Annotated in this window: 23 protein-coding genes; 8 read left to right on the top strand and 15 right to left on the bottom strand. The window is 59.3% G+C overall.

All coding sequences use genetic code 11. The features are described 5' to 3' along the window. Positions 1-69 precede the first annotated feature (69 nt). The 3 genes from CPY51_RS01560 to CPY51_RS01550 all read right to left on the bottom strand — a co-directional run bounded on the left by CPY51_RS01560 (position 70) and on the right by CPY51_RS01550 (position 4097). Positions 70-966, bottom strand: a complete 897-nt coding sequence (locus tag CPY51_RS01560) for a polysaccharide deacetylase family protein (protein ID WP_111158289.1) — start codon at positions 964-966, stop codon at positions 70-72. Positions 967-1047: 81 nt separating this feature from the next. Then, the gene (locus CPY51_RS01555) at positions 1048-2940 is read right to left on the bottom strand and encodes an ABC-F family ATP-binding cassette domain-containing protein (protein WP_111158618.1); all 1893 of its coding nucleotides are present in this window, start codon (positions 2938-2940) and stop codon (positions 1048-1050) included. A 95-nt stretch (positions 2941-3035) separates the two neighbouring features. Continuing rightward, complete coding sequence (locus CPY51_RS01550; protein ID WP_111158288.1) at positions 3036-4097, bottom strand: GGDEF domain-containing protein; 1062 nt, start codon at positions 4095-4097, stop codon at positions 3036-3038. Positions 4098-4397: 300 nt separating this feature from the next. Here CPY51_RS01550 and ndk point away from each other — a divergent pair, with 300 nt between their 5' ends. Then, the gene (gene ndk, locus CPY51_RS01545) at positions 4398-4820 is read left to right on the top strand and encodes a nucleoside-diphosphate kinase (RefSeq protein ID WP_111158287.1); all 423 of its coding nucleotides are present in this window, start codon (positions 4398-4400) and stop codon (positions 4818-4820) included. An 86-nt stretch (positions 4821-4906) separates the two neighbouring features. On the opposite strand, the gene CPY51_RS01540 is transcribed toward ndk, so the two are convergent. Both CPY51_RS01540 and CPY51_RS01535 read right to left on the bottom strand, forming a co-directional pair. Further along, complete coding sequence (locus CPY51_RS01540; protein ID WP_111158286.1) at positions 4907-5419, bottom strand: hypothetical protein; 513 nt, start codon at positions 5417-5419, stop codon at positions 4907-4909. After that, complete coding sequence (locus tag CPY51_RS01535; protein ID WP_111158285.1) at positions 5416-5967, bottom strand: CGNR zinc finger domain-containing protein; 552 nt, start codon at positions 5965-5967, stop codon at positions 5416-5418. The genes CPY51_RS01540 and CPY51_RS01535 overlap by 4 nt, the downstream gene beginning before the upstream one ends. A 64-nt stretch (positions 5968-6031) precedes the next feature. On the opposite strand from CPY51_RS01535, the gene CPY51_RS01530 reads away from it, so the two are divergent. After that, entirely contained in the window at positions 6032-6928 is an 897-nt protein-coding gene (locus CPY51_RS01530) for a branched-chain amino acid ABC transporter permease (protein ID WP_111158284.1), read from the top strand. Positions 6929-6931: 3 nt separating this feature from the next. Here CPY51_RS01530 and CPY51_RS01525 read toward each other — a convergent pair whose 3' ends face one another. The 5 genes from CPY51_RS01525 to CPY51_RS01505 all read right to left on the bottom strand — a co-directional run bounded on the left by CPY51_RS01525 (position 6932) and on the right by CPY51_RS01505 (position 11182). Continuing rightward, entirely contained in the window at positions 6932-7420 is a 489-nt protein-coding gene (locus CPY51_RS01525) for a molybdenum cofactor biosynthesis protein MoaE (RefSeq protein WP_111158283.1), read from the bottom strand. Positions 7421-7424: 4 nt separating this feature from the next. After that, a complete protein-coding gene (gene moaD, locus CPY51_RS01520; protein ID WP_111158282.1) occupies positions 7425-7679 on the bottom strand; it encodes a molybdopterin converting factor subunit 1 in 255 nt (84 codons plus the stop codon). Further along, positions 7679-8266: a CDP-diacylglycerol--glycerol-3-phosphate 3-phosphatidyltransferase gene (gene pgsA / locus CPY51_RS01515; RefSeq protein ID WP_111158617.1), complete on the bottom strand. Its 588-nt coding sequence runs from the start codon at positions 8264-8266 to the stop codon at positions 7679-7681. The genes moaD and pgsA overlap by 1 nt, the downstream gene beginning before the upstream one ends. A gap of 109 nt (positions 8267-8375) precedes the next feature. Then, positions 8376-10418, bottom strand: coding sequence for an excinuclease ABC subunit UvrC (uvrC, locus tag CPY51_RS01510; RefSeq protein WP_111158281.1), 2043 nt, complete (start codon positions 10416-10418; stop codon positions 8376-8378). After that, positions 10415-11182, bottom strand: a complete 768-nt coding sequence (locus CPY51_RS01505) for an SDR family oxidoreductase (protein ID WP_111158280.1) — start codon at positions 11180-11182, stop codon at positions 10415-10417. The genes uvrC and CPY51_RS01505 overlap by 4 nt, the downstream gene beginning before the upstream one ends. A 370-nt stretch (positions 11183-11552) precedes the next feature. On the opposite strand from CPY51_RS01505, the gene CPY51_RS01500 reads away from it, so the two are divergent. Continuing rightward, positions 11553-12185, top strand: coding sequence for an outer membrane protein (locus CPY51_RS01500; RefSeq protein WP_111158279.1), 633 nt, complete (start codon positions 11553-11555; stop codon positions 12183-12185). A 103-nt stretch (positions 12186-12288) separates the two neighbouring features. On the opposite strand, the gene CPY51_RS01495 is transcribed toward CPY51_RS01500, so the two are convergent. The 3 genes from CPY51_RS01495 to CPY51_RS01485 all read right to left on the bottom strand — a co-directional run bounded on the left by CPY51_RS01495 (position 12289) and on the right by CPY51_RS01485 (position 15955). Next, a complete protein-coding gene (locus CPY51_RS01495; RefSeq protein WP_111158278.1) occupies positions 12289-14163 on the bottom strand; it encodes an alpha-L-fucosidase in 1875 nt (624 codons plus the stop codon). 305 nt (positions 14164-14468) lie between these two features. After that, complete coding sequence (locus CPY51_RS01490; protein WP_111158277.1) at positions 14469-15065, bottom strand: glutathione S-transferase; 597 nt, start codon at positions 15063-15065, stop codon at positions 14469-14471. 11 nt (positions 15066-15076) lie between these two features. Then, positions 15077-15955, bottom strand: a complete 879-nt coding sequence (locus tag CPY51_RS01485; RefSeq protein ID WP_111158276.1) for a 23S rRNA (adenine(2030)-N(6))-methyltransferase RlmJ — start codon at positions 15953-15955, stop codon at positions 15077-15079. Between the two features lie 208 nt (positions 15956-16163). Here CPY51_RS01485 and CPY51_RS01480 point away from each other — a divergent pair, with 208 nt between their 5' ends. Then, the gene (locus CPY51_RS01480) at positions 16164-16766 is read left to right on the top strand and encodes an NUDIX domain-containing protein (RefSeq protein WP_111158275.1); all 603 of its coding nucleotides are present in this window, start codon (positions 16164-16166) and stop codon (positions 16764-16766) included. Between the two features lie 140 nt (positions 16767-16906). Next, positions 16907-18088, top strand: coding sequence for an alpha-D-ribose 1-methylphosphonate 5-triphosphate diphosphatase (locus CPY51_RS01475; RefSeq protein WP_111158274.1), 1182 nt, complete (start codon positions 16907-16909; stop codon positions 18086-18088). A gap of 7 nt (positions 18089-18095) precedes the next feature. Here CPY51_RS01475 and purN read toward each other — a convergent pair whose 3' ends face one another. Both purN and purM read right to left on the bottom strand, forming a co-directional pair. Then, complete coding sequence (purN, locus tag CPY51_RS01470; RefSeq protein ID WP_111158273.1) at positions 18096-18791, bottom strand: phosphoribosylglycinamide formyltransferase; 696 nt, start codon at positions 18789-18791, stop codon at positions 18096-18098. Then, positions 18788-19861: a phosphoribosylformylglycinamidine cyclo-ligase gene (purM, locus tag CPY51_RS01465; RefSeq protein ID WP_111158272.1), complete on the bottom strand. Its 1074-nt coding sequence runs from the start codon at positions 19859-19861 to the stop codon at positions 18788-18790. Before purM ends, purN begins: the two co-directional genes overlap by 4 nt. 223 nt (positions 19862-20084) lie before the next feature. Between purM and CPY51_RS01460 the strand changes: the two genes are divergently transcribed. The 3 genes from CPY51_RS01460 (at position 20085) to CPY51_RS01450 (ending at position 24196) form a co-directional block, all read left to right on the top strand. After that, on the top strand, positions 20085-21212 hold the full coding sequence (locus CPY51_RS01460) for an AI-2E family transporter (RefSeq protein ID WP_111158271.1): 1128 nt from the start codon (positions 20085-20087) through the stop codon (positions 21210-21212). Between the two features lies 1 nt (position 21213). Continuing rightward, complete coding sequence (gene hdaA, locus CPY51_RS01455; protein ID WP_111158270.1) at positions 21214-21933, top strand: DnaA regulatory inactivator HdaA; 720 nt, start codon at positions 21214-21216, stop codon at positions 21931-21933. Between the two features lie 61 nt (positions 21934-21994). Continuing rightward, on the top strand, positions 21995-24196 hold the full coding sequence (locus CPY51_RS01450; protein ID WP_111158269.1) for an RNA degradosome polyphosphate kinase: 2202 nt from the start codon (positions 21995-21997) through the stop codon (positions 24194-24196). Positions 24197-24202 lie beyond the last annotated feature (6 nt).

Raw genomic sequence — 24202 nt, 5'->3', positions numbered from 1 at the left:
CATCCGCGGAGGCAAGCTGGCTCGGCGGATGCATTGCATGTGGGTTTGCCGTCGGGCGAAGGCAAGCTATCAGCGAATCTCGTGGATTTCGGCCATGGCGACGACGTTGCTCGGAGCCTGCGGGCGCTGATACTGCAGCGTTACCACCTTGTAGCCCTCGTTTTCGAGGCGCGTCAGCAGCGTGGGCAGCATCGCGGCGGTGCGCTGGTGGATATCGTGCATCAGGATGATACCGCGGCCGCGCTTGTGCAGCAGATCCATGGTCCGCTGCATGACGGCAGCCGGCTTGATGCTGAAATAGTCCTTGCTGTCGATGTCGACGTCCATCACCACCATATCGCGCATGGCGACGGCTGCCCGCAGGCGCTTCGAATCGGCAAGATAGGGGAACCGGAAGAAGTTGACATCGGTGCCCACTGCCTTCGAGACGGCAGTTTCGCCGTGCTCGATCTCGGCCACGGCAAGGTCGAAGCTCATCTTGTCGAGATCGGGGTGGCGATAGGTGTGGCTGCCGATGGTGTCGCCGTCGGCAAGCACGCGCTTGGCGATCTCCGGATGCGCCGCGGCCATCTCGCCGACCATCATGAAGGCCGCCTTGACGCCGAACTGGTCGAGCGTTGCGAGGATCCGATCGGTCTTGCCGGGCATTGGGCCGTCGTCGAAGGTGAGGATCACTTCCTTGTCGGCGAGCTGTATATCATGCAACGACGACACGGTCATCGTGCGCCCGGCCAGATGATGTGTCCCCGGGATTGAATGGGTGGCCGTCATGTCAAGACCGGCGTTCTCGCCGCTCTTCCATTGATCCGGCCGCATTGCCACGGGATCGTTGGCGTCGAGCGGCTTTTGAAGCGGCGGCGTTGCTGCGTAGGCGGTCTTCAGGGAAGCCTCGCCGGCGGGTTTGGTTGCACAGCCGGCAAGCGAAAGGGTAAGTGCTAGGCCTGCCAGCAAAAGGCGAGAATACATCGGACGCGCTCAACATGTCATTGAAAGTTGAGCGCATATTTTCCGATTATGGTTAATGATCAGTTTAGAGCAGGCTGAATTTCAGCCCGCCATGGCACTTTCGTACTCGTCGGCCAACTCCATCCAATGCGCTTCGGCCTTGGCAAGTTTTGCGATCACGTCGGCGCGTTCCTTGACCTTGGCGGCGGCCTTATCAGGGAATTTTTCGTAGATGTCCTGGTCTTCAAGTTCTTTGTCGAGAAGCTGAATCTGTTTCTGCAGTTTCTGCGTCAAGGATTCGATATCGTTGATCTTTTTCTTCAAGGGCGCGAAGGCGGCGCGCTTGTCGGCATTGGCCTTCCGCTGCTCGGCCTTGCTGCGATTGTCTTCGCCGCTGCCATTGCCTTTGCCCTTGCCGCCCTTGCTCCTGGCGCCGGCAACGATGACATTGCGGTAGTCTTCAAGGTCGCCGTCATAATTGGTGACGGTCCCGTCCTTGACGAGCCATAGGCGGTCGGCTGTTGCTTCGATCAGGTGGCGATCATGCGAGATCAGGATGACAGCGCCGGAATATTCGTTGAGCGCCTGGATCAGCGCATTACGGCTGTCGATATCAAGATGGTTCGTCGGTTCGTCGAGGATGAGCAGGTTCGGCGCGTCGAAGGCCGCAAGCCCCATCAGAAGTCGGGCCTTCTCGCCGCCCGAGAGATCCTTGGCGGCCGTTTCCATCTTCGCGGTCGCAAGGCCCATCTGGGCGACGCGGGCCCGTACCTTGCCTTCGGTCGCACCAGGCATCCGCCGGCGCACATGCTCGACGGCGGTATGTTCGGGAATAAGATCGTCGAGCTGATGTTGCGCGAAGAAGCCGATCTTCAGGCTCGGCGCCACCTTTACCGAACCGGGCGAACCATCGAGCCTGCCCGAAATGAATTTGGCGAAGGTCGACTTGCCATTGCCGTTCGAGCCGAGCAGCGCGATACGGTCGTCGGTATCGATACGCAGCGTCAGATGCTCAAGGATAGGCTTGCCGGGCGTATAGCCGACCGAACCGTTCTCGATTGCGATGATCGGGGAGGCGGCTTCCTTTTCGGGATCGGGGAACTTGAAGCCCTGGACGTGATCCTCGATGACGGAAGACACTGTGCCCATGCGCTCCAGCGCCTTGACGCGCGATTGCGCCTGGCGGGCTTTCGATGCCTTGGCCTTGAAGCGGTCGATGAACGCCTGGAGATGTTTGCGGGCCGCGTCGTTCTTCACCTTGGCCTTGGTCTGCAATTCGTTGGCTTCGGCGCGCTGCCGCTCGAACTGATCGTACGAGCCGCGATAGAAGGTCAGCTTCTGCTGGTCGAGATGAACGATCGCGTTGACGGCCGTGTTGAGCAGGTCGCGGTCATGGCTGATGATGATGACGGTATGCGGATAGCGGCTGATATAGTCTTCCAGCCACAGCGTGCCTTCAAGGTCGAGATAGTTCGTCGGCTCGTCGAGCAGCAGCAGGTCCGGTTCGGAAAACAGCACGGCCGCGAGCGCGACACGCATGCGCCAACCACCGGAAAAGCTCGAGGCGGGACGCAACTGCGCTTCCGCATCGAAGCCGAGGCCGGCAAGAATGCTGGCAGCCCGGGATTCCGCGGAATGCGCGCCGATATCGGCAAGCCGCATGTGGATGTCGGCGATACGATGCGGCTCGGTGGCCGTCTCGGCTTCGGCCAGAAGCGACTCTCGCTCCTTGTCGGCCTTGAGGACGATCTCGATCAAAGGCTCTTCGGTTCCCGGCGCTTCCTGGGCGACCTGACCGATACGAGCGTTCTTGGGGATGGAGACGGAGCCCGTCTCGCTTTCCATGTCGCCGGTGATGATCTTGAAGAGCGTGGATTTCCCGGCGCCGTTCTTGCCGACGAAGCCAGCCTTGATGCCGGCCGGAAGCGCCAAGTTCGCCTGGTCGATGAGAAGACGCCCGGCAATGCGGGCTGAAATGTTGTTCAGGGTGATCATCGGGCGGTTTTGGCCGAACTCGACGAGGAAGGCAAGTGTGATGCAGCAACACATCAGATCTTTGCTGCATTGCACGCGTGCAACGCAAGCCCGTTCTAACGGCGCATTTCGTGTGTGAACAGTTGAATCGGCTGCCGGCGGTTGCTCTGCGCAGCGGCGAGCGTCGCCTCGGCATGAGCCATCAGATGTGAGGCGGAACTGGCATCGCTACTGAGCGCTATGCCGATGGAGACAGTAAGCTTGCCCGGGTCGGCTCTGTCGGAGGTCACATAGACCAGGTTCTCTTCAACCGACGCGCGGAGCCGCTTGGCGATTGCCAGCGCATCATGTGCATCGACGCCGGAAAAGAGAAAGCCGAAGTCATCGCCGCCCATGCGTGCAACGAAATCGTGCTTCTTGATCGCGTTGCGAAACACGGTGCCGAGCTTCTTCAGCATCTGGTTTGCCGGCTGCGGGCCGTATTTGGTGTTGAATGCCCGGAAATCGTCGATGTCGACCAGCAGTAGTGCCGTTGCGGCCGCGCCGCCGTCGCTCTCGTAAAGGTCGGCCATGCGATGGGCGAGGGCCATCTGGTTGGGCAGGCCGGTAATGCGGTCGGTAATCGTGGCAGCGCGCATGGCGGCCTGACCCTTTTCGAGGGTCTCCAGCCGTTCCATTCCGTCCTTCAGCTTCTCCGTGAGTTCCGTTTCATAGAGCATCAGGTTGGTGAGCGACGCGTTGAGAAAATCCATCTCGGCAACGAAAGTTGCAAAACTCTGGTTGGATTCTTCGGTTACGGATTGAGACACGGATTCGACCGCGCGCGCAAAGCCCCGCTTCTTCTGCAGACCCTCCGCCAATTGTTCGGCGACCTCGCGCAGCATCTGCGCCGCATCGGTCTGCGATTTCTCCGCAACGAGGCCGCAATGGCTGACCAGCCGATACTTCAGGCCGATCTTGTCGAGCATGGACTGCGATGGATTGAGGCCGAGCGATGCAATTTCAACGCCGATCTCACGCTCGTGGCCGAAGAGGGCTTCGTGGAAAAGCTGGTAGTTGCGCGGCAGACCTTGAACCTTCAGTTTCGCCATGTATTGGCCAATCTTCTGCAGGTCGGCCGGCGGGCTCGAACCATGACTTGCCGGATGCGCGACTGCGCTCGCCTGAGATTGTTTCATCACTGACCCCTGATCTACCTCGGCCGCCGTTGCTGCCGCGTCCTTTCTGCAAGGTTTGCAATCACGGCAGTTAAAACTGGATAAACATGTGTCGATATCGAACCCATTTTCGGGTTCAATCTACGGGCGAGGTTAATGCCAGGTTGCAGTTTGGGCGATTGTTCGCCTTTGCCTGGGCCGCCCGTCGCTGCGGCTGCTTCGGACTGTGACATCAGCGTGAAATTGGCGCATGCCCCTTGTTTTCAGCCTACAGGGCGGGTAAAGACCCCCCACTTTTCAAGTGAAACAAAGGATTTTCCCATGGCGATTGAACGTACGTTTTCGATGATCAAGCCGGACGCAACCAAGCGCAACCTGACGGGCGCCATCACCAAGATTCTCGAAGATGCCGGCCTCAGCGTCGTCGCCTCCAAGCGCGTCTGGATGAGCAAGCGCGAAGCCGAAGGTTTCTACGCCGTTCACAAGGATCGCCCTTTCTTCGGCGAACTCGTTGAATCCATGACCTCCGGCCCGACGGTCGTCCAGGTTCTCCAGGGCGAAGGCGCCATCCTTAAGAACCGCGACGTCATGGGCGCGACCAACCCGGCAAACGCTGCCGAAGGCACGATCCGCAAGATCCATGCTCTGTCGATCGGCGAGAACTCGGTTCATGGTTCCGACGCTCCGGAAACAGCGGCCGAAGAAATTGCCTACTGGTTCTCGGGCACCGAGATCGTTGGCTGAATCAATTCGTCAGCCCGTCGGCTGAACGCATTGAATTGAATCATGAAAGCCGGGTCGTTCGCGTCCCGGCTTTTTCTATGCCTGTTTCAGGCTGCCGGGCAGGCGGCGTCGGGCGAAAAATCGGCGGTGCCATCCGATTTGAAGACGTCGGGATTCTTCGTGTAGACCGGCCCGACAACCAGCGGCTTGGCGGCCAGCACCGATTGGTCGAGATCGGATTTGACCTGGGTCTTGATGGTCTGGATCGTCTTGCCCGAGGCATCGACCAGCGTGATCGAGACCGAGTAGGGGCGATCCTTGCGGACGCAATGGATATCGGGGCTTTCCAGCGTGATCTTGTCCCAGAAGGGAAAGATCTTCTCCTTGACGATGATCGGGTCGCCGCCCATCGGGTTCTCGAACTCGGCGACGGCAAAGCTTCCCTCCGGGATCGGCGCCTTCTTCTTGAGCACGATCATGTAGCTCGCAGCCGAGACGCGGTAGTTGAAAACGAAAAGCCGGCCGCTAAGCTCAGTCGGACCGTCGTCCGCCTGCCGCTGGCAGCCCGCGAGCGCGAGAGTTGCGGCCAGTGTGATTGTGGTGATCATTCGAGCCTTCATGGCGAGCTCCCCTCTTTCTTTCTGCGGTAGTGCCGGCTTGCCTTGGCGCGGTTGCCGCAGACCGCCATGTCGCACCAGGCCCGGCTCCTGTTCTTGCTGCGATCGATGAACAGCCAGCCGCAATTGCCGCAGATCTTCATTCGGTCCTCATCGGGCATGGCAAGCAGCCGCAGCGTCGAGCGCACTGTCGCCCTATCCAGCCCGTTTAGCGCGGTTGCCTGCCGCAAGGTCTTCGACAGGGCATCGAGCAGATCCGCCAGCAGGCCATCGCCCTCCGCGCCGAGGATCCGAGCCCGAAAATAGCGGTCGATCGCCTCACGCAGCTCGACGAACGCCGCCTTGTTCTCCAGCGGTACCGGCCGGATATCGCCGAAAAGCGTCCGTTCGGCACAAAAATTCTGAGCAGCCTTCGGGAAGCTCTCCAACTGTCCGGGCGCATCGAAGCGGTCGATCCGGCGCAGTTCATCATGGCGCAGGATGACGCTGTTGGCGACGTCGAGGGCAAGCGCGCCCCCGGAAAAACGATGTGGAGTCCAGGAAAAGCTCATGGTGAAAATATAACTGGTAAAACTGATTTTGCCAGTTATTATTTACGTCGTCCTGGGAGTTCTCGTGGCCTATCTGTTGCAGCAACTGGCGAATGCCATTCCGCTAGCGGCGCTCTATGCGACGCTGGCCTTCGGCTATGCCATTGCCTTCGGGGTGACGCGCCGGGCCGACATCACCTATGGCGCTCTTTTTGCCTTTTCCGGCCAGATGCTGCTGTTGTTCACGGACCTCGGTTATTCGAGGCTGATCCTCGTCCTGCCGGCGGCGCTTGCCTTGGGCGCCGCGATATCATTTCTTTACACGATGGGGGTCGGGCTGTTCGTCGGTCGATCGATCATTCTGCCGCTGGTCAGGAAATCGCCCAACACGGTCATCGTTGCGGCCCTCGGCGTGATGATAGTGCTGATGGAAACGGCGAGGCTTGCCTCCGATACGCGAACCATTTGGCTGCCGCCGTTCCTCAACACGCCGATCGTCTTCTGGAGCGACGGCACCTTTAAAGTGACCCTGACCGAGATCCAGTTGATCAACGTAGGCCTGATGGTAGTGATCGTGCTGATAGGCGCGGCGATCCTCCGCTATACCTCGTGGGGTCGCATATGGCGCGCGGTGACGGACGACGCACTCGCAGCCGAACTCTGCGGTACCAGCGCCCGCCGTGTTTTTCTCATGGCCTACGGAGCATCTGCCCTGGTCGCCACGCTTTGCGGCATCCTGTCGACATCCTACTACGGGACGATGGATTTTGGTGCAGGCCTGATGTTCGGCCTGAAGGTCCTGTTGATAGCGGCGGTCGGCGGATATTCCGACCCGCTGAAATCGGCCGGCGGCGCGGCCGTGTTGGGCGTGATCGAGACGATGTGGAGCGCTTATGGCCCAATCGTCTGGCGGGATATGGTGATCTTCACGCTGCTCGTCTTCCTGCTGGTTCTCAGTCGTCGCGAGCGCGCTATCCCTTGATGACTATCTGTCGGTCGTCCATTTGGTCCGCGCCGCGTCGTCGGCATCCTTTGCCGAGACCCAGTCGCCGGCCTTGCCGTCCTGACCGTGTTCCTTCTTCCAGAACGGGGCGGATGTCTTCAGGAAATCCATCACGAAATTTGCGGCGTCGAAGGCCGCCTGCCGATGCGACGCAGCGGCGATGACAAGCACGATATTCTCGCCGGGCAGGATCGTGCCGTATCGATGGATCGCCGTCAGGCCGCCGAGACTGAAGCGCTCGATGGCGAGATCGGCGATGCGGGTGATTTCCGCTTCCGCCATGCCGGGATAGTGTTCCAGTTCCAGGGCTTCCAACCGGCCGCCTTCGTCGCGACAAAGGCCGGAAAAGGTGACGACCGCGCCAATATCGTGGCGACCAACTGAGAGCAGCGCCACCTCGGCCTGAAGATCGAAATCCTCGCGCTGAACCCTGACGGTTGGCAAGATCGACGATTTCGACTGGGTGGCCACGCTCTCAGCCCCCCGTCATCGGCGGGAAAAGCGCTATCTCCCGCGCGTCACCGATCGGTTCGTCGTGCTCGACATGTTCCATGTTGATGGCGACGCGGATCGCTTCCGGGAACTGAAGCGCCATCTCATATTCTTCGCCCAGACCCTTCAAATGATTCAGAAGATCGCCGGCCGTCACGACGGTGGCGGGCAGGGAGAGCTCTTCCTCACTCCTGCCGATCCGCTCGCGCACCCAGGCGAAATAGACCAGCTTAGTCATTATTCATCGTCCACGATGTGCTTCAGACCGGCGCGGAAATAATCATATCCGGAGTAGATCGTCAGCAGCGCAGCGACCCAGAGAAGCAGGATGCCCATCTGCGTCGTATAAGGAAGTATCTCGTCGCCAGCCGGTCCTGCAAGAAGAAAGGCGATGGCCACCATCTGCGCCGTCGTCTTCCACTTGGCGATACGTGTCACCGGAACGCTGACCTTCAGCGCTGCCAGATATTCACGCAGGCCAGATACCAGGATTTCGCGGCAGAGGATGATGATCGCTGCCCAGAGCGACCAGCCGGCAATGGTCCCGTCGGCGGCGACGAGCAGCAGGATCGAGGCGATCAGCAGCTTGTCGGCGATCGGGTCCAGCATCCGGCCGATATTCGACGTCTGATTCCAGATCCGGGCAAGATAGCCGTCGAGGAAATCGGTGATCGAGGCGATGACGAAGATCCAAAGCGCCACCCAGCGGGCGAAATCGCTACTAGCAAGCTTCCCCTCGACGAAGAAGCAGAGAACGATCAGCGGCACCGCCAGGATACGGCCATAGGTGAGCAGGTTGGGGATGTTGTATGCGCGCGAAGCCATGGAAATCGTTTCGTTGGAGCGTCTGGACAGATGACGGTGTTTGGTTAGCACCGTCAACATTGTTTCTGTTTTTCCATCGTCATTGCGTGGAATTTGCGACTCGCCGGCTCTATTTCGCGGCGTCGTCGTGAAAGTGATTGTAAACCTGCTTCGCCACCGCCTCGGATATGCCTTCGACGGCCAGCAGATCGGAAAATGCAGCCCGTGAAACTGCCTTGGCGGTTCCGAAATGCTGAAGTAGAGCGCGCTTGCGGGATGGCCCGATGCCGCCGATCTCGTCCAGCGGGTTCTTCACCAGCTCGCGCTTGCGTCGCGCCCTGTGGGAGCCGATCGCAAAGCGGTGCGCCTCGTCGCGCAGGCGCTGGATGAAATAAAGCACGGGGTCGCGTGGAGGCAGCGTGAAATTGTCCCGCGACGGTGGGAAGAAACGCTCGCGCCCCGCATCGCGGTCGACACCCTTTGCAACGCCGATGGCGATGACACTGTCTGTAATCCCAAGTTCCTCGAGGATGGTGCGCACCGCCGTCATCTGCCCCTGACCGCCATCGATGAGGATAACGTCGGGCCAGGCTGGGAAGGGGGCATCGGCGGGATCCTCGACTGCGGGCTTGGCGCGGTCAGGCAATCCCTCCTCTTTCAGCAGCCGCGAGAAACGACGCGTCATCACCTCGCGCATCATCCCGAAGTCGTCGCCGGGAGTGATCTCGGTCGATTTGATGTTGAACTTCCGGTACTGGCTCTTGACGAAACCTTCCGGTCCCGCGACCACCATGCCGCCGACCGCGTTCGTGCCCATGATGTGGGAATTGTCGTATATCTCGATCCGCTGCGGCACGTAGGGGAGCTTGAATGTCTCCTTGAAACCTTCGAGCAGACGCGACTGCGAAGCTGTCTCGGCCAGCTTACGACCATGCGCCTCGCGGGCGTTGCCGACGACGTGCTCCACCAGGTCCTTCTTCTCGCCGCGCTGCGGAACGAGGATTGAGATCTTGTAGCCGGCCTTCTCGCTCAGCGCCGCCGCCAGCAGTTCCATTTCCTCGACCGGCTCCGACAACAGGATCTGCCGCGGCACCGGCTTGTCGTCGTAGAACTGCGCCAGGAATGAATTCAGCACTTCAGCACTCGACAGCGACGGGTCAGCCCGCGGGAAATAGGCACGATTGCCCCAGTTCTGACCAGTGCGGAAAAAGAAGACCTGGATGCAGGAAATGCCGCCTTCATGATGAATGGCGAAGATATCGGCTTCCTCGACGCCAGCGGGATTGATGCCCTGGTGGCTCTGCACATGCGACAGGGCCGCCAGCCGGTCGCGATAGACGGCGGCGCTTTCGAAATCGAGATCCTCGGCAGCCCCGTTCATCGCCTCGGCGATGTGCGCCTTGACGTTCTGGCTCTTGCCGGACAGGAAGTCCTTCGCCTCCTGCACCAGTTCGCCGTATCCGGCATCGCTGATCTCGCGCGTGCACGGCGCCGAACAGCGCTTGATTTGATAGAGCAGGCAGGGGCGGGTACGCGTCTCGAAGACACTGTCGGTACAGGTGCGGATCAGGAATGCCCGCTGCAGCGAATTGATCGTCCGTCCCACGGCGCCGGCAGAGGCAAACGGACCGAAATACTCGCCCTTGCGAGAGCGTGCGCCGCGATGCTTGAAGATCGCCGGCGCGCGGTGATCGCCCGTAATCAGGATGTAGGGAAACGACTTGTCGTCGCGCAGAAGCACATTAAAGCGCGGGCGCAAGCGCTTGATGAGATTCGCTTCCAGGAGTAGCGCTTCAGTCTCGGTGCGGGTGGTGACGAACTCCATGTTCGCCGTCTCGCGCACCATCTTCGCGATCCGGTTCGAATGGCCGCGACCGAGAGCATAATTGTTGACACGCTTCTTCAGGCTGCGGGCCTTGCCGACGTAAAGCACGTCGCCGGCCTCGTTGAACATCCTGTAGACGCCCGGCGCATTCGGCAGCCGCTTGACGAATTCGCCTATCAGGTCGGCGCCCTTGAGGCCAGTCTCGTTCTTCCAACCTTCGTTCCAGTCGACCGCGGCGGCGATCACGGTGGAGGCGACGGCATCGCCGCTGTCCACTTCGATATCGTCTTCCGTCTCGTCTGATTCGTCGTAGAGAACGCCGCCGTCCGGCAGCTTTCGTGCGTTCATTCCATGCTCTCCGCCACGTCGGGCGTCTCCCATCTCAGGTGCTGGCCGCCGTCCAGGGCAATCATTTGGCCCGTGATCGATGGAGTGTCAAAAAGAAAGCGGATGGTCCGCCCGAATTCCTCCAGCCCCGGTCCGGCCTTCATGATCAACCCGTCGATCTGCGCCTGGAAGTCTTCCTTCGTCTGGCGGACGCTGGGTACCGTCGGCCCCGGGCCAATGGCGTTGACGCGAATCCTCGGTGCAAAAGTCTGCGCCATTGTTTGCGTCGCCGTCCATAAGGCCGACTTCGATAATGTATAGGAATAGAAGCGCGGGTTGAGCGCCCACACCCTTTGGTCGATCATATTGACGATCAGTCCAGAAACCTCCGCCGGCAATTGTTCGGCGAAAGCGGCTGCTAGGATGGACGGAGCGCGGACATGAACCGCAAAATGAGCATCGAAAGCCTCGGCATCGAACTGTCCGGCAGAATCGTTCTGGAATGTCGAGGCGTTGTTGATCAATAGATCGATGGGGCCGAGCCCGGCAGAGGCTCTTTTTATCAGCGTCGCCGTTTCCGATAAATTTCGAAGGTCTGCCTTGACTGAAACTGCCTTTTTGCCCTCTTGCCGCAATTCCGCCACGAGCGCGTCCGCTTCCGCGAACGATGCGTTGGCGTGAATCGCGATTGCAAACCCGTTCGCGGCTAGATCGAGGGCGATTGCCCTTCCTATTCTTTTGGATCCCCCCGTGATGAGGGCAGTGCGTAGCTTTTCTTCGCTCAACTTATTGCCTTTTTGCAGTCATTACCCAACTAGCACTCATATAGGGCGCGGATAGACCATCTGAAAAGGTGTCGCTGCAAAGCGGGCCACAAAGTTGCTGTGCGTAAATCTTGAGTTATATTTGCGTAAAAATAAGTATTGTCTCTTTAACAACTCGTTATGGTTAATGATTTTTCTGTTGCGCTAAAGCAACATCGAAATTCAGCCATGTCGACGCCACAATGATTTCATATTTTGGCTCTTCCAAATCCGCAATTGAGTTCCAAATTCCACCTCGATCCGGGAGGGACATTAATTAATTTCTCGTGATGCTTCAACAAGCCGACACAAAGTCGACGAACAACACGAGACTGATAAGGAGACTGAAAGTATGCGTACAATTTTGATGACCCTCATGGCTTCGACCTTTGCATTCGCCGGCTTCACCGCAGCGCAGGCAGCAGACGCGGTTGAGCAGGTTCCGGAAGCGCCTGTCGCACAGGACGTAGCCCCAGTCAGCAATTGGGCCGGCTACTACCTCGGCGCTGAAGGCACCTACAACATGGACAAGTTCACCCATGGCGGTGGCAATGGCTATGCTTTCGGTGGTTCGCTTTACACCGGCTACAACTGGCAGAGCGGCAACATCGTTTACGGTGTTGAAGGCGATGCTGGCTATTCCGGCGCTGACAACACCCGCAACGGCGTCACGACCAAGAACGACACCAACGGCTCGATCCGCGGTCGTCTCGGCTACGACCTGAACCCCTTCCTGCTTTACGGTACGGCCGGTGTTGCAGCCGCTCGCGTCAAGGCTTCCGATGGCTCGTCGTCCGACTCTAACACTGCTGTTGGCTGGACCGCCGGCGTTGGTGCAGAAACGATGATCACCAACAACATCACGGCCCGTGTCGAATATCGCTACACCGACTACGGCAGCAAGGACTTCAACCTCGACTCCGGCCGCATCTCGCGCGGTTTCGACGAGAACAGCGTCAAGCTCGGTATCGGCGTAAAGTTCTAGGACTGATCGCATCACATAAGAAAAAGCCGGGTTTGTCCCGGCTTTTTTTGTGCTTTATGCCGGAGCACCTGTAGGCGCATCCAAACTGCCGATCTCATGCTCATTATTTCCTTGCGAGAGCAATAAAGGTATAAAGGCTTGGCGGACCTCTCCCGTCTTTTGACGTCAGGTTTATTCGCAGAGCTGAAGCCGAAACAGGTTTGTTCAGAAATAGTGACAGCTGCTTCCCGATTCCTGTCCCGCTGGTGACTTGCTGCCATTGATCCTCCACCTTGGCCTCGATCGTGAATGACCCAACGCGATAACTGCCCTCCGCATCTTCAAAATATTCTTGGAGCTTGATTGCATCAATTTTGGTCGGCTTGACGAAGTTCAGGGTCAGGGTTGGCGTTGGTGCGTTTGAAGCCCACCGCGTTGATGGATCGTCGTCGATTGCCTTCTCCGGCCCATAGCCTTCATTGGCGATCCAGTTCGAAGTTGCGGAAGCCACTGCTTGAGCGCTGCTTATCACCGAAACATATGAGTAGGGACGCACCGTCGCATCCAGCTTCAAGACAAGCGGTTCTCGATCGATCCGTGCCAGAGAGGAAAAATCCACGATCGTAGTAGCAGAATCCTTTCGAACGGGTAGGGAAAGCGGGATCGTGGCTCCGCCAGTGACGAGTGGCAGAGCGTTGCGAACATCGACGAAAGCCGTGGGCAGGCTGATTGTGGTAGCTTTGGCGTCCCGAATGAAGAGATATAGATAGGTCTTGCCGTCAGCGCCGACTTTCGTCGTGGAGTCGTAATCCGGGATGCCCGCCTGCGAACCGTAGACTGCCTCTTCATTCTTCTGCAGCCATGAGCCCACGGCGATGAATTCCGTATCAATTGCTTTCTGCCAGGTGCCGTCAGCGCGCGGCCCGATATTGAGGACGAAGTTCTTGCCGCTCGAGATACTGCCTATCAGGTTCTCAAATATCCACTCGCGAGGCTGGATAGTGGCGTCAGAAACATATCCCCAGGTACCGCCCGGGCTATCGCCACCCACTTGACTGGTGTCAACGGTTTCACCGGCCGCATTGGGGTCACCTTGTGCAGCTCTGCGCTCGCCAATGGTGAAGTCGGTCCCCGGAGTATCGCCGAAGGTTCCGCCGCCGAGGTTATTGCCGATCAACGTGACGGCTTGAGCCTTATGGATTGACGCGTAGAGGTCTTCCATTCTCCACAAACGGTTGTCCCCTAGAGACCAATGACCGTCAAACCAGATTCCGGCGATCTGCCCGTAGTTTGTCAGCAGTTCCGTGAGCTGGGTTTTCATGAACGTGCGGTAGGCGTCCCAGTCACCGGCCTGCTTGGAATGGATCTTGAGTGTGCTACTGGCCGCTACGTCGGGAAAGCTTGGGTGCATCCAGTCCAGCAACGAGTAGTAGAGAACCAGCTTGATCCCCTGCTTCTGGCATTCGTCGGCAAAAATCTTGACGACATCTCGCTTTGAGCCAAACTGGGTCGAATTGAACTTGGTAGAATAAGCGTCTGCTGACGTGTTCCAAAGATTGAAACCGTCATGATGGCGGGTGACAAGGACGATGTAGCGCATGCCGCTAGTTTTCGCCAACGTCACTATCTTGGCAATATTATCAGGAGCCGAGTTGAAGTTGTTGGCATGTGCCTTATAATTGTCGAGGCCGCTCGTCAGTCCATTATTATAACCGGGTATATTGACCAAAGCCCACTCGCCTTTGCCAATGTCGCTGAATATCCCCCAGTGAATGAACATGCCGAACTTGGCGCCTTTATACCAGCTCAGCATTTCGTCATGTGTGGTGATGACGACAGGCTTTTCAGCTGCCCCCGTCGGCGGCGGAATTGTTCCGACTATAGGCACCGAGCTTGCAGTCGGATTGCTGCTATTGAACGTCCCATCGGATACGGCGCTATTGTTGTATCCGCTCAGCCCCATAAACACGCCAAAAATAAACGCATAAAAATTTATCATACAAATTCTCCACCTTTAAGTGCAAAATATCAGCAATATTCTGGAGCCGGATGGGTCGTCCCTGCTCTCGAGCCCACCATCTGGTCTCTTAACCTCACCTGAGAATTTATTATTCATACACTATGGAAAGGGATGCAACTAAAATTTGTATATGTTTAATGATAATCACTTAAGGCTGTAGTTGCTGCGTCGTCTAGTAGGCAGATTGGCGGCGAGTTGATGGAGTGTAGACATGTCAAATCAGCCCGGTCAGGGCTGTTCGAAATAACATTTTGCCGGATTGGAGGCGTCCACTCGAAGCCGTCTTAGCCCTGCGGCTTCAGGTCCTGAAAATCTGGAAATTTCTTCTCGAAGGATCGAAGCCAGCCGATGAGGTCGCTGTGATCCTCTTCCCATTGTCCCTCGAAGCGCAATTGCAGATAGCCGAGCATAGCCGCCAGCGCGAAATGGCCGGCATGCAATTTCTTGCCTATCTTCGGGATCTCGGCGCTCACGTGATCGAGCGTGCGCTTCGCCTTGGTCCATTGCCGGTCGATCCACGGCTGGAAGATCATTTCTTCCGTGCGGAAGCGACGTTCGTAGACGATGGACAGAAGGCAGTCGCAGGTGCCGTCGCAAAGCGCCTCTAGCAGCTCGGCTTCGGTTCGCTTGCCGTCCTTGGTGGGATATAGCTGCTTGCCCTTCATGCGATCGAAATAATGCATGATGCTGCGACTGTCGAAGATGGAAACGCCATCGTCGGTCAGAAGGGTGGGGATCTTGCCGAGCGGATTGTTGTCGACCAGGATCGCGGGGCCGGCATTGGTGTCGACGCGAATTTCGGTAACCTCCAGTTCCAGGTAGCGCGCCGCCATTCGGACCTTGCTGGAGAATGGCGAAATCGGCGAGCAGAGAAGCTTCATAAGATTACCTTTCAGTCGATGTCCGCATTAGCGGCTGTCTTTTGCTCGGCGCGGAGCCAGAAGGCGCGATGCGAGGGAAAGCGGTCCTGCGCCAGGATTTCCTTCAAGGCTGGCAGCAGCACGTGCAACTCGTCCTTCAGCGTAAACGGCGGATTGACGATGACGAGACCGGAACCGCTGAGCCCGGTCGTATCGCGGTCGCTGCGCACGACAAGTTCGGCGCAAAGCATCTTCGGGATATCCAGAGCCTGGAGCGTTTCATGAAAGGCCTTGACCGGGGCGTCTTTTTTCAAGGGATACCAGAGGCAATAGGTTCCTCCGGGAAAACGGCGATAGGCCCTGGCAAGCCCGTCGGCCAAGCGGTCATATTCGCCTTCCTCTTCGAATGGTGGATCGACGAGAACGATGCCGCGCTTTTCCTTCGGTGGCAGGTGGGCGCCGAGAGCCAGCCAGCCATCAAGTTCGGTGACGCGCACATGGTGGTCGCCCTCGAACAATCGGTGAAGGCGATTGTGATCCTCGGGATGCAACTCCATTGCTGAGAGCCGGTCCTGCGGACGAAAAAGCATGCGCGCGAGCTTCGGCGACCCCGGATAGAATTGCAGTCCGCCGTCGGGATTAAGCTCATGCACGGCAGAGAGGTATGGCTCCAGCAGCGCAGCGACCTCGGGCTTCAGATCAGCCGCGATCACGCGACCGATGCCGTCGAGCCACTCGCCGGTCTTTTGCGCCTCGTCGGACGAAAGGTCGTAGACACCGATGCCCGCATGTGTGTCGAGCAGGCGGAAAGCCTTGTCCTTGTTCTGCATGTAGCGGATGAGTCGAGCGAGCACCGCATGCTTCAGCACATCGGCGAAATTGCCCGCATGGTAGATATGCCGATAGTTCATTCTCGGTGAAGCCTGCATGAAAGGTTGCGATGAGCCGGTTTTTGTCTTTTGGCCCGGCACCGCATGAAATATACAAATGCAAGGAACATTGCGACCCCAATTCAAGCTCCAGCACAGGCAAAGGTGAAAATGGGTCACACCAATCTCGTCGCGCCCTCTGGCGGTGCCGCCGTACACAGCAACAAGCTTTTGCTCCGCAGGGATATGAATGACAAAATTTGAGAAGGCCAAGGTCGAGATCGTCAGCGAGAAGACGCTTGCGGACCAATGGACGCGGCTGAGCACCTTCGACATCAACTACACCGATTCCGAAGGCGAGACGCACCGGCTGAAGCGCGAGATCTATCACCGCACGCCGGCAGCCACGATCCTGCTCTATGATCCAAACAGGGAAACGGTCGTCCTGGTCCGCCAGTTTCGCTTGCCCGTCTATCTCGAGGGATACGCAGCCTGGCTGGCCGAAACACCAGCGGGGTTGCTTGACGGCGAACATCCGGAAGAGGCGATCCGCCGCGAGGCCATGGAAGAAACGGGCTATCGCGTGCGGGATGTTCGACCGCTGTTCAAGCTCTTCATGTCGCCGGGAGCGGTAACCGAGATTGTCCATTTCTTCGCGGCGATCGTCGATACGTCCGATCGCGTCGCGCCCGGTGGTGGCCTCGAAGAGGAGCACGAGGATATCGAGGTGATCGTGTTGCCGCTCACCAATGCGATGGCGATGATTAAAAGCGGCGAGATATTCGATGCGAAGACGATCATCCTGCTGCAATGGGCGATGTTGAACCGGAATCTGCTGACGTCCGACCGATGAAATTTCGGTGAAAGTGGCCGGTAAATAGTTATTTCACCAAAAGGCGGATGTGTGATTCATCTCTTCATCCAATTGTCATGAATGACGATTAGCCCTCCGGCGAAACGGAACCTTCGACGATCCAGCCTCAGGAGACGTATATGTGGCTTAGCAACTTCACCGTAGTGCTGGCGGACGAGACGATCGAGAGCGGCTCTGTGCGAATCGAGGATGGCGAGATTGCCGAGATCCGGTCAGGCCCGGTTGTCCAGTCCACCTTTGACGGCGGCGGGCGCCTGCTGATGCCGGGTTTCGTCGATCTGCACGGCGATATGGTGGAGCGCGAGATAGCGCCACGCCCGAACGCGATGATGCCGATCGATTTCGGCATTCACGAACTGGACAAGAAGCTGGCATCGGCGGGCGTGACCACAGCCTATGCGGCTGTCTCCTTCGCGACGGAAAGCGTCTATGGCCACATCCGTTCACTCGAGAACACCGGCGCCATCATCGAAGGCATCAAGCGACTTAACGGCGACCTGCTGGTCGATCATCGGGTACATGCCCGCTACGAGATCACCAATGTCGGCGCGGCACCGGCGCTTGAGGGCCTGCTGCACGGCGGCTTCGTGGACATGGTCTCTTTGACAGACCACACGCCGGGGCAGGGCCAGTACAACAATGTCGACAGCTATATCGCCAGCATGTCGGAGCGCCGCGCAATCTCGAAAGAGGCTGCGGCCGAGGTTGTCGCTAGGCGGATCGCGCTCCGCCAGGAATCGGCGGAAGTCGATGCCCGGCTGCGTGACATCGTCGGCTTGTCGCTGAGGCACAATCTGTCGCTCGCCTCGCATGACGACGACAGCGCGGAGAAGGTCGCCGAGATGCACGATCTCGGTGTCACGATCAGCGAATTCCCGGTCACCCTTGCCGCGGCCGAGGAAGCACGTCGCCGCGGGCTCTGGACGCTGATGGGCGCGCCGAACGCGCTGCGTGGCATGTCGATGTCGGGCAATCTTACGGCTTTCGATGCGGCTCGTGCGGGCCTGCTGAACATTCTTGCTGCGGACTATCATCCGGCTGCATTCCTGCTCGGCGCCTTCAAGATCGCCGAGGCGTCCGGCGGAAGCCTCGCCAAGGCCGTTGCTATGACCGGGCTCAACCCTGCACGAGCGGCGGGGCTGATGGATCGCGGCGAGATCGCGATTGGCCAGAAGGCGGATCTGGTCGCGGTCGAGCCGGGCGACGTGCCGCGTGTCCGGGCAACCTTCAGGAGCGGCCGTGTCGTTTACAGCGACGGCACGCTGCATCCGTTGCGCCCGCATCACGCCTTGGCGGCGTAGCAGGGCTTCAGCTCTTGCTGGGGTCGACCAGCAGGGAAATCAGTTGCTTCAGCGCCGGCGGGACAAGCGTGCCGCCTGCCTCGATGGTGGCGACGGTAGCGCCGTTTTCCATGCGAACCTTGCCTTCCGCCAGCAGTTTCAGCGCCAGCGAATAGAGCTGGTGCTCGACGGTCAGCACGCGATTGGCAAGGGTTTCCGACGTATCGTCAACGAGCACCGGCACGGACGCCTGGCCGATGACGGGACCCTCGTCCATTCCCTCTGTCACGAAGTGCACTGTGCAGCCGGCAATCTTCATGCCGGCATCGAGCGCGCGTTGATGCGTGTGAAGCCCGGGGAAAAGTGGCAGCAGGGAAGGGTGGATATTGATGATCCGACCCTCGTAGCGGTTAATGAAGCTGCCGGTCAGAAGCCGCATATAGCCCGCAAGGCAAAGAATATCCGGCTGCAACTGATCGAGCTTGGCAAGGATCGCCTCTTCATGCGCTTCCTTGCTCGGAAAATCCTTGCGGACGAAGGAGAAGGCGGGGATACCCTCAGCCTCCGCCCTGGTAAGCCCGCCGGCATCGGCCCGGTCCGAAATGACGCCGACAATTTCCGCCGGATAGTCTGCGGCCGCCGCAGCCTTGACCAAAGCCATCATGTTGGAGCCGCCGCCTGAGATAAAGACGACGACGCGTTTGCGCGCCGAGCCCGTCGTCATAGTGCGAGCGTACCGTTGTAGACGGTACCGGCAGCCCCTTCCACCCGGGCAATCATCCGGCCGAGCGGGACAACGCTCTCGCCTTCGGCCTCAAGCGCCCTGGTGACGATCTCTACATTTTCCTTGGCAACGACGACGATCATGCCGACGCCACAGTTGAAGGTCCGCAGCATCTCCTTGGCTTCGACGCCGCCGGTCTTTGCCAGCCACGAGAAAACCGCGGGCACCTTGACAGCCGCAAGGTCGATCTCGGCTGCCAGATGTTTCGGCAGCACGCGCGGGATATTCTCCGGAAAGCCGCCGCCGGTGATGTGGGCAAGCGCCTTCAGGGCCCCGGTCTCGCGGATCGCCTTGAGCAGCGGCTTTACATAGATGCGCGTCGGCGTCAGCAGCGCTTCGCCCAGCGTCTTGCCATCCGCGAAGGGCGCAGCGGCATCCCAACCGAGGCCGGACAGCTCGACGATCTTGCGCACCAGCGAAAAGCCGTTCGAATGGACGCCGGAGGAAGAGAGCCCGAGAATGACGTCGCCCTCCGATATATCGCCCTTCGGAAGCAGCTGGCCGCGTTCGGCGGCACCGACCGCAAAGCCGGCGAGGTCGTAGTCTCCATCGGAATACATGCCTGGCATTTCAGCCGTCTCGCCGCCGATCAAGGCGCAGCCCGCCTCGCGGCAGCCAGCGGCGATGCCGCCGACGATCGCAGCGCCCTGGTCCGGGTCGAGCTTGCCGGTGGCAAAGTAGTCGAGAAAGAACAGCGGTTCCGCGCCCTGGACAACCAGATCGTTGACGCACATGGCGACGAGATCGATGCCGACCGTCTCATGATAGTTTGCGTCGATGGCAATCTTCAGCTTGGTGCCGACGCCGTCATTGGCGGCAACCAGGACAGGATCGGTGAAGCCGGCCGCCTTGAGGTCGAACAGACCGCCGAAGCCGCCGATTTCGCCGTCGGCGCCCGGACGGCGCGTCGAGCGCACGGCGGGCTTGATCTTTTCGACGAGCAGGTTGCCGGCGTCGATGTCTACGCCCGCGTCGCTATAGGTCAGGCCGTTTTTTCCCGACTGGCTCATGCTTCCGCCTCCGATGCTTGGCTGCCCGCCTTGGCACATGGTTTTGATCGGGTCGCAATTGCATGGCAAGACCCTTTATGCAAGGCATTGCCGGCGGAAGCCCTGCATTTTCCCCGCTTTGCAGCTGCCGAAAGCGCTTCGCCGGCGTGAGACTTGACCATACTTACGACGCCATCCTATGTCCTAAGCCGAAGGTGCGACGGTACCAAATTCGGGGAAGATGATGGAGCAGAAACTCAGCAACGCAGGCCTCAGGCAGCAGGTTATCTTCTGGCTTGTCGTGCTTGTCCTGGTGATCGGCTTTCTTTTCCTGTTCAGCTCGATCCTGCTGCCCTTCATCGCCGGCATGGCGATTGCATATTTCCTTGATCCGGTAGCCGATCGACTGGAAATGCTGGGTCTCAGCCGGATGATGGCCACCCTGGTGATCCTGATCGTATTCGTCCTGGTATTTGCCCTGGCGCTGACGCTGTTGATCCCCGTTATCATCAGCCAGTTCAATGATTTCATGTTGCACATTCCGGGCTACGTCCAGCAATTCCAGCAATTTGTTGAAAATACCCAGAATACCATCGTGCCGGAATGGATCCGTAGCCAGGCGGGCGCGCTGAAAAACAATCTCTCGAGCATCATGTCGGATGGCCTTGGCTTCGTCGCCGGTCTGTTCGGGCAGCTATGGAGTTCGGGCAAGGCCCTGGTCAATATCATCTCGCTGATGGTCATCACCCCCGTCGTCGCCTTCTATATCCTGCTGGACTGGGATCGCATGATCGCGAAGGTCGATGCCTGGATCCCGCGCGATCACGTCGCGACGGTGCGGCAGATCGCCCACGAGATCGACCAGGCGATCGCCGGCTTCATCCGCGGGCAGGGCTCGCTTTGCATTATCCTTGGCATCTACTACGGCGTCGGCCTGTCGCTTGTCGGCCTTAACTTCGGCCTGCTGATCGGCCTGTTTGCCGGCATGATCAGCTTCATCCCGTACGTCGGTTCGCTAGTCGGCCTGTTCCTCGCCGTCAGCATCGCCATCGTGCAGTTCTGGCCGGATTATCTCTGGGTCGGCCTCGTGCTTGCTGTCTTCTTCACCGGCCAGTTCCTGGAGGGCAACATTCTCCAGCCGAAGCTCGTCGGCTCCAGCGTCGGGCTGCATCCGGTATGGCTGATGTTTGCCCTGTTCGCGTTCGGCGCGTTGTTCGGTTTCGTCGGCCTGCTTATCGCGGTACCGGCAGCGGCTGCCTGCGGCGTTCTTGTCCGCTTCGCCCTTTCGCGATATCTTCAGAGCGACCTTTACTACGGCCGCTCGGCGACCGGTCCGGCCAGCCGGACCAAGGCACGCACTCCTGAGAAATAATATGGAACCGAACGACCCCAAGAACGCCTCGCCGAGGCGCAAGGGCGCTGAGCAGCTGCCTCTGGCTTTTACGCACGACACCGCAAGCGGCCGGGACGATCTGCTGGTCTCCGGGCCGCTGAGTGCCGCCGTGACGCTCGTCGACAGCTGGCCGAACTGGCCGTCCCCCATCGTGATCCTGACCGGCCCGATCGGCTCCGGCAAGTCGCACCTTGCCAGCATCTGGCAGGAACATAGCGCCGCCGCCGCCATTCACCCGGTCGCAGGATCGGGCGCTGCCATGGCGGCAGCGCTCGGACCCGTTGTATTCGAGGACGTCGACCGGCGAGGCTTCGATGACACTGAGTTATTCCACGTCATCAACAGCGTCCGCGAAAACGGCACGAGCCTGATGATGACGAGCCGTCTCTGGCCGATGTCCTGGCCCGTTGAATTGCCCGATCTGCTGTCCCGGCTGAAGGCGGCGACAGTCGTCGAGATCGGCGAGCCGGACGAGGAACTGCTATCGCAGGTAATCGTGAAGCTCTTCGCCGATCGGCAGCTTTATATTGATGACAAACTTGTCCTCTACGTTGTCTCGAGAATGGAGCGGTCGCTGAATGCCGCCCAGACCATCGTCGACCGGCTGGATCGCTTGGCGCTTGCCCGCGGCACGCGGATCACACGGACGCTCGCAGCCGAAGTATTGAATGAATTGGGAAATTCCGAACCGGCGGATTGACTGTCACGGTTACGTCATCAAACTGATATAGTCGCAAGAAAAGCAATAAAGGCAGGTGGACATGGACTCGTCAGTCGCGGAACATCAGGAACAGAGCCCGCCGGCAGTTGTGCCACGGCCTCCGGTCAGCGAGCTTCTGTCGAGCCCCGAACGTTTCATCAACCGCGAGTTCTCCTGGCTGCAGTTCAATCGGCGTGTCCTCGAGGAGACGCTGAACACCGCTCATCCGCTGCTCGAGCGCGTGCGGTTTCTTTCCATCTCGGCCGCCAACCTCGATGAATTCTTCATGGTGCGCGTGGCCGGCCTCGAAGGCCAGGTCCGGCAGAACATTGTCATGCGTAGCCCGGACGGCAAGACGCCAGCCGAGCAGCTCGATGACATCCTGCGCGAGATCGACAATCTGCAAATGGAGCAGCAGGCTTCGCTCGCCGTCCTGCAGCAATATCTCGCCAAGGAAGACATTCTGATCGTCCGCCCGGCCGCTCTGTCGGAGGCCGATCGCCAGTGGCTTGCGACCGAGTTCGATCAGTCGATCTTCCCGGTCCTGACGCCGCTGTCGATCGATCCGGCCCATCCTTTCCCCTTCATCCCCAACCTCGGATTCTCCATTGGTCTGCAGCTGACCAGCATGAACGGCCGCGAGCCGATGACGGCGCTTCTGCGCCTGCCGCCGGCGCTTGACCGGTTCGTCCGGTTGCCCGATGCGAGTAGCGTCATCCGCTACATCACGCTTGAAGATGTCGTGAACATCTTCATCCACCGGCTTTACCCCGGCTACGAGGTCAAGGGTTCGGGAACGTTCCGCCTCATCCGAGACAGCGATATCGAAGTCGAGGAAGAAGCAGAAGACCTGGTGCGGTTCTTCGAGACCGCGCTGAAGCGCCGCCGGCGCGGTTCGGTGATCCGCATCGAGACCGACAGCGAGATGCCGGCGTCGCTGCGCCAATTCGTGGTCACTGCGCTTGGCGTGCCGGACAATCGCGTCGCGGTTCTGCCTGGCCTGCTGGCGCTGAATACGCTTTCCGAGATCACCAAGGCGCCGCGCGACGACCTCCGGTTCGAGCCCTACAATGCGCGATTTCCTGAGCGCGTCCGCGAACACGCCGGCGATTGCCTCGCCGCCATCCGCGAAAAGGACATGGTGGTCCACCATCCGTACGAGTCTTTCGACGTGGTGGTCCAGTTTCTGATCCAGGCGGCCCGCGACCCTGATGTACTCGCCATCAAGCAGACGCTTTACCGAACCTCCAACGACAGCCCGATCGTCCGCGCCCTGATCGACGCGGCCGAGATGGGCAAGTCGGTGACCGCGCTGGTCGAGCTCAAGGCGCGCTTCGACGAGGAAGCCAACATCCGCTGGGCGCGCGATCTGGAACGCGCCGGCGTGCAGGTCGTCTTCGGCTTCATCGAATTGAAGACTCATTCGAAGATGTCGCTGGTGGTCCGTCGCGAAGAAGGCAAACTGCGCACCTACTGCCATCTCGGCACCGGCAACTACCATCCGGTAACGGCGAAGATCTATACCGACCTGTCCTTCTTCACCTGCAATCCGAAGATCGCCCACGACATGGCGAACATCTTCAATTTCATCACCGGTTATGGCGAGCCGGAAGAGGGCATGAAGATCGCGGTTTCGCCTTATACGCTGCGTCGCCGTATCCTCCAGCACATCGAGGAGGAGATCGTCCATGCCGAGAACGGCGTTCCGGCGGCGATCTGGATGAAGATGAATTCGCTGGTCGATCCGGAGATCATCGACGCGCTCTATCGGGCAAGCTATGCCGGCGTCGAGATCGATCTCGTCATCCGCGGCATCTGCTGCCTGCGGCCGCAGGTTGCCGGCCTCTCCGAAAACATCCGGGTGAAGTCCATCGTCGGGCGCTTCCTCGAGCACAGCCGGATTTTCTGCTTTGGCAACGGTCACGGCCTCCCATCCGACAAGGCGCTGGTTTACATCGGTTCGGCCGATATGATGCCGAGAAACCTCGATCGACGCGTCGAAACGCTGGTTCCGCTCATCAATCCGACCGTACACGAGCAGGTTTTGTCACAGATCATGCTCGGCAACTTGATTGACAACCAGCAGAGCTACGAGATATTGCCCGATGGTACGTCCCGGCGCATGGAAGTGCGCAAGGGGGAGGAGCCGTTCAACGCGCAGCAATATTTCATGACCAATCCAAGCCTTTCGGGCCGCGGTGAAGCTTTGAAATCCAGTGCGCCCGAACTCATCGCCGGACTGTTGTCCGGCCGCAAGACATAACTGGAA

Source organism: Arminella tubonensis (genome assembly GCF_003240585.1).
GTDB classification, from domain to species: Bacteria; Pseudomonadota; Alphaproteobacteria; order Rhizobiales; family Rhizobiaceae; genus Rhizobium; species Rhizobium tubonense.
The sequence above is the reverse complement of the archived record's forward strand: the minus strand, read 5'-3'. Positions and strand labels throughout refer to the sequence as shown.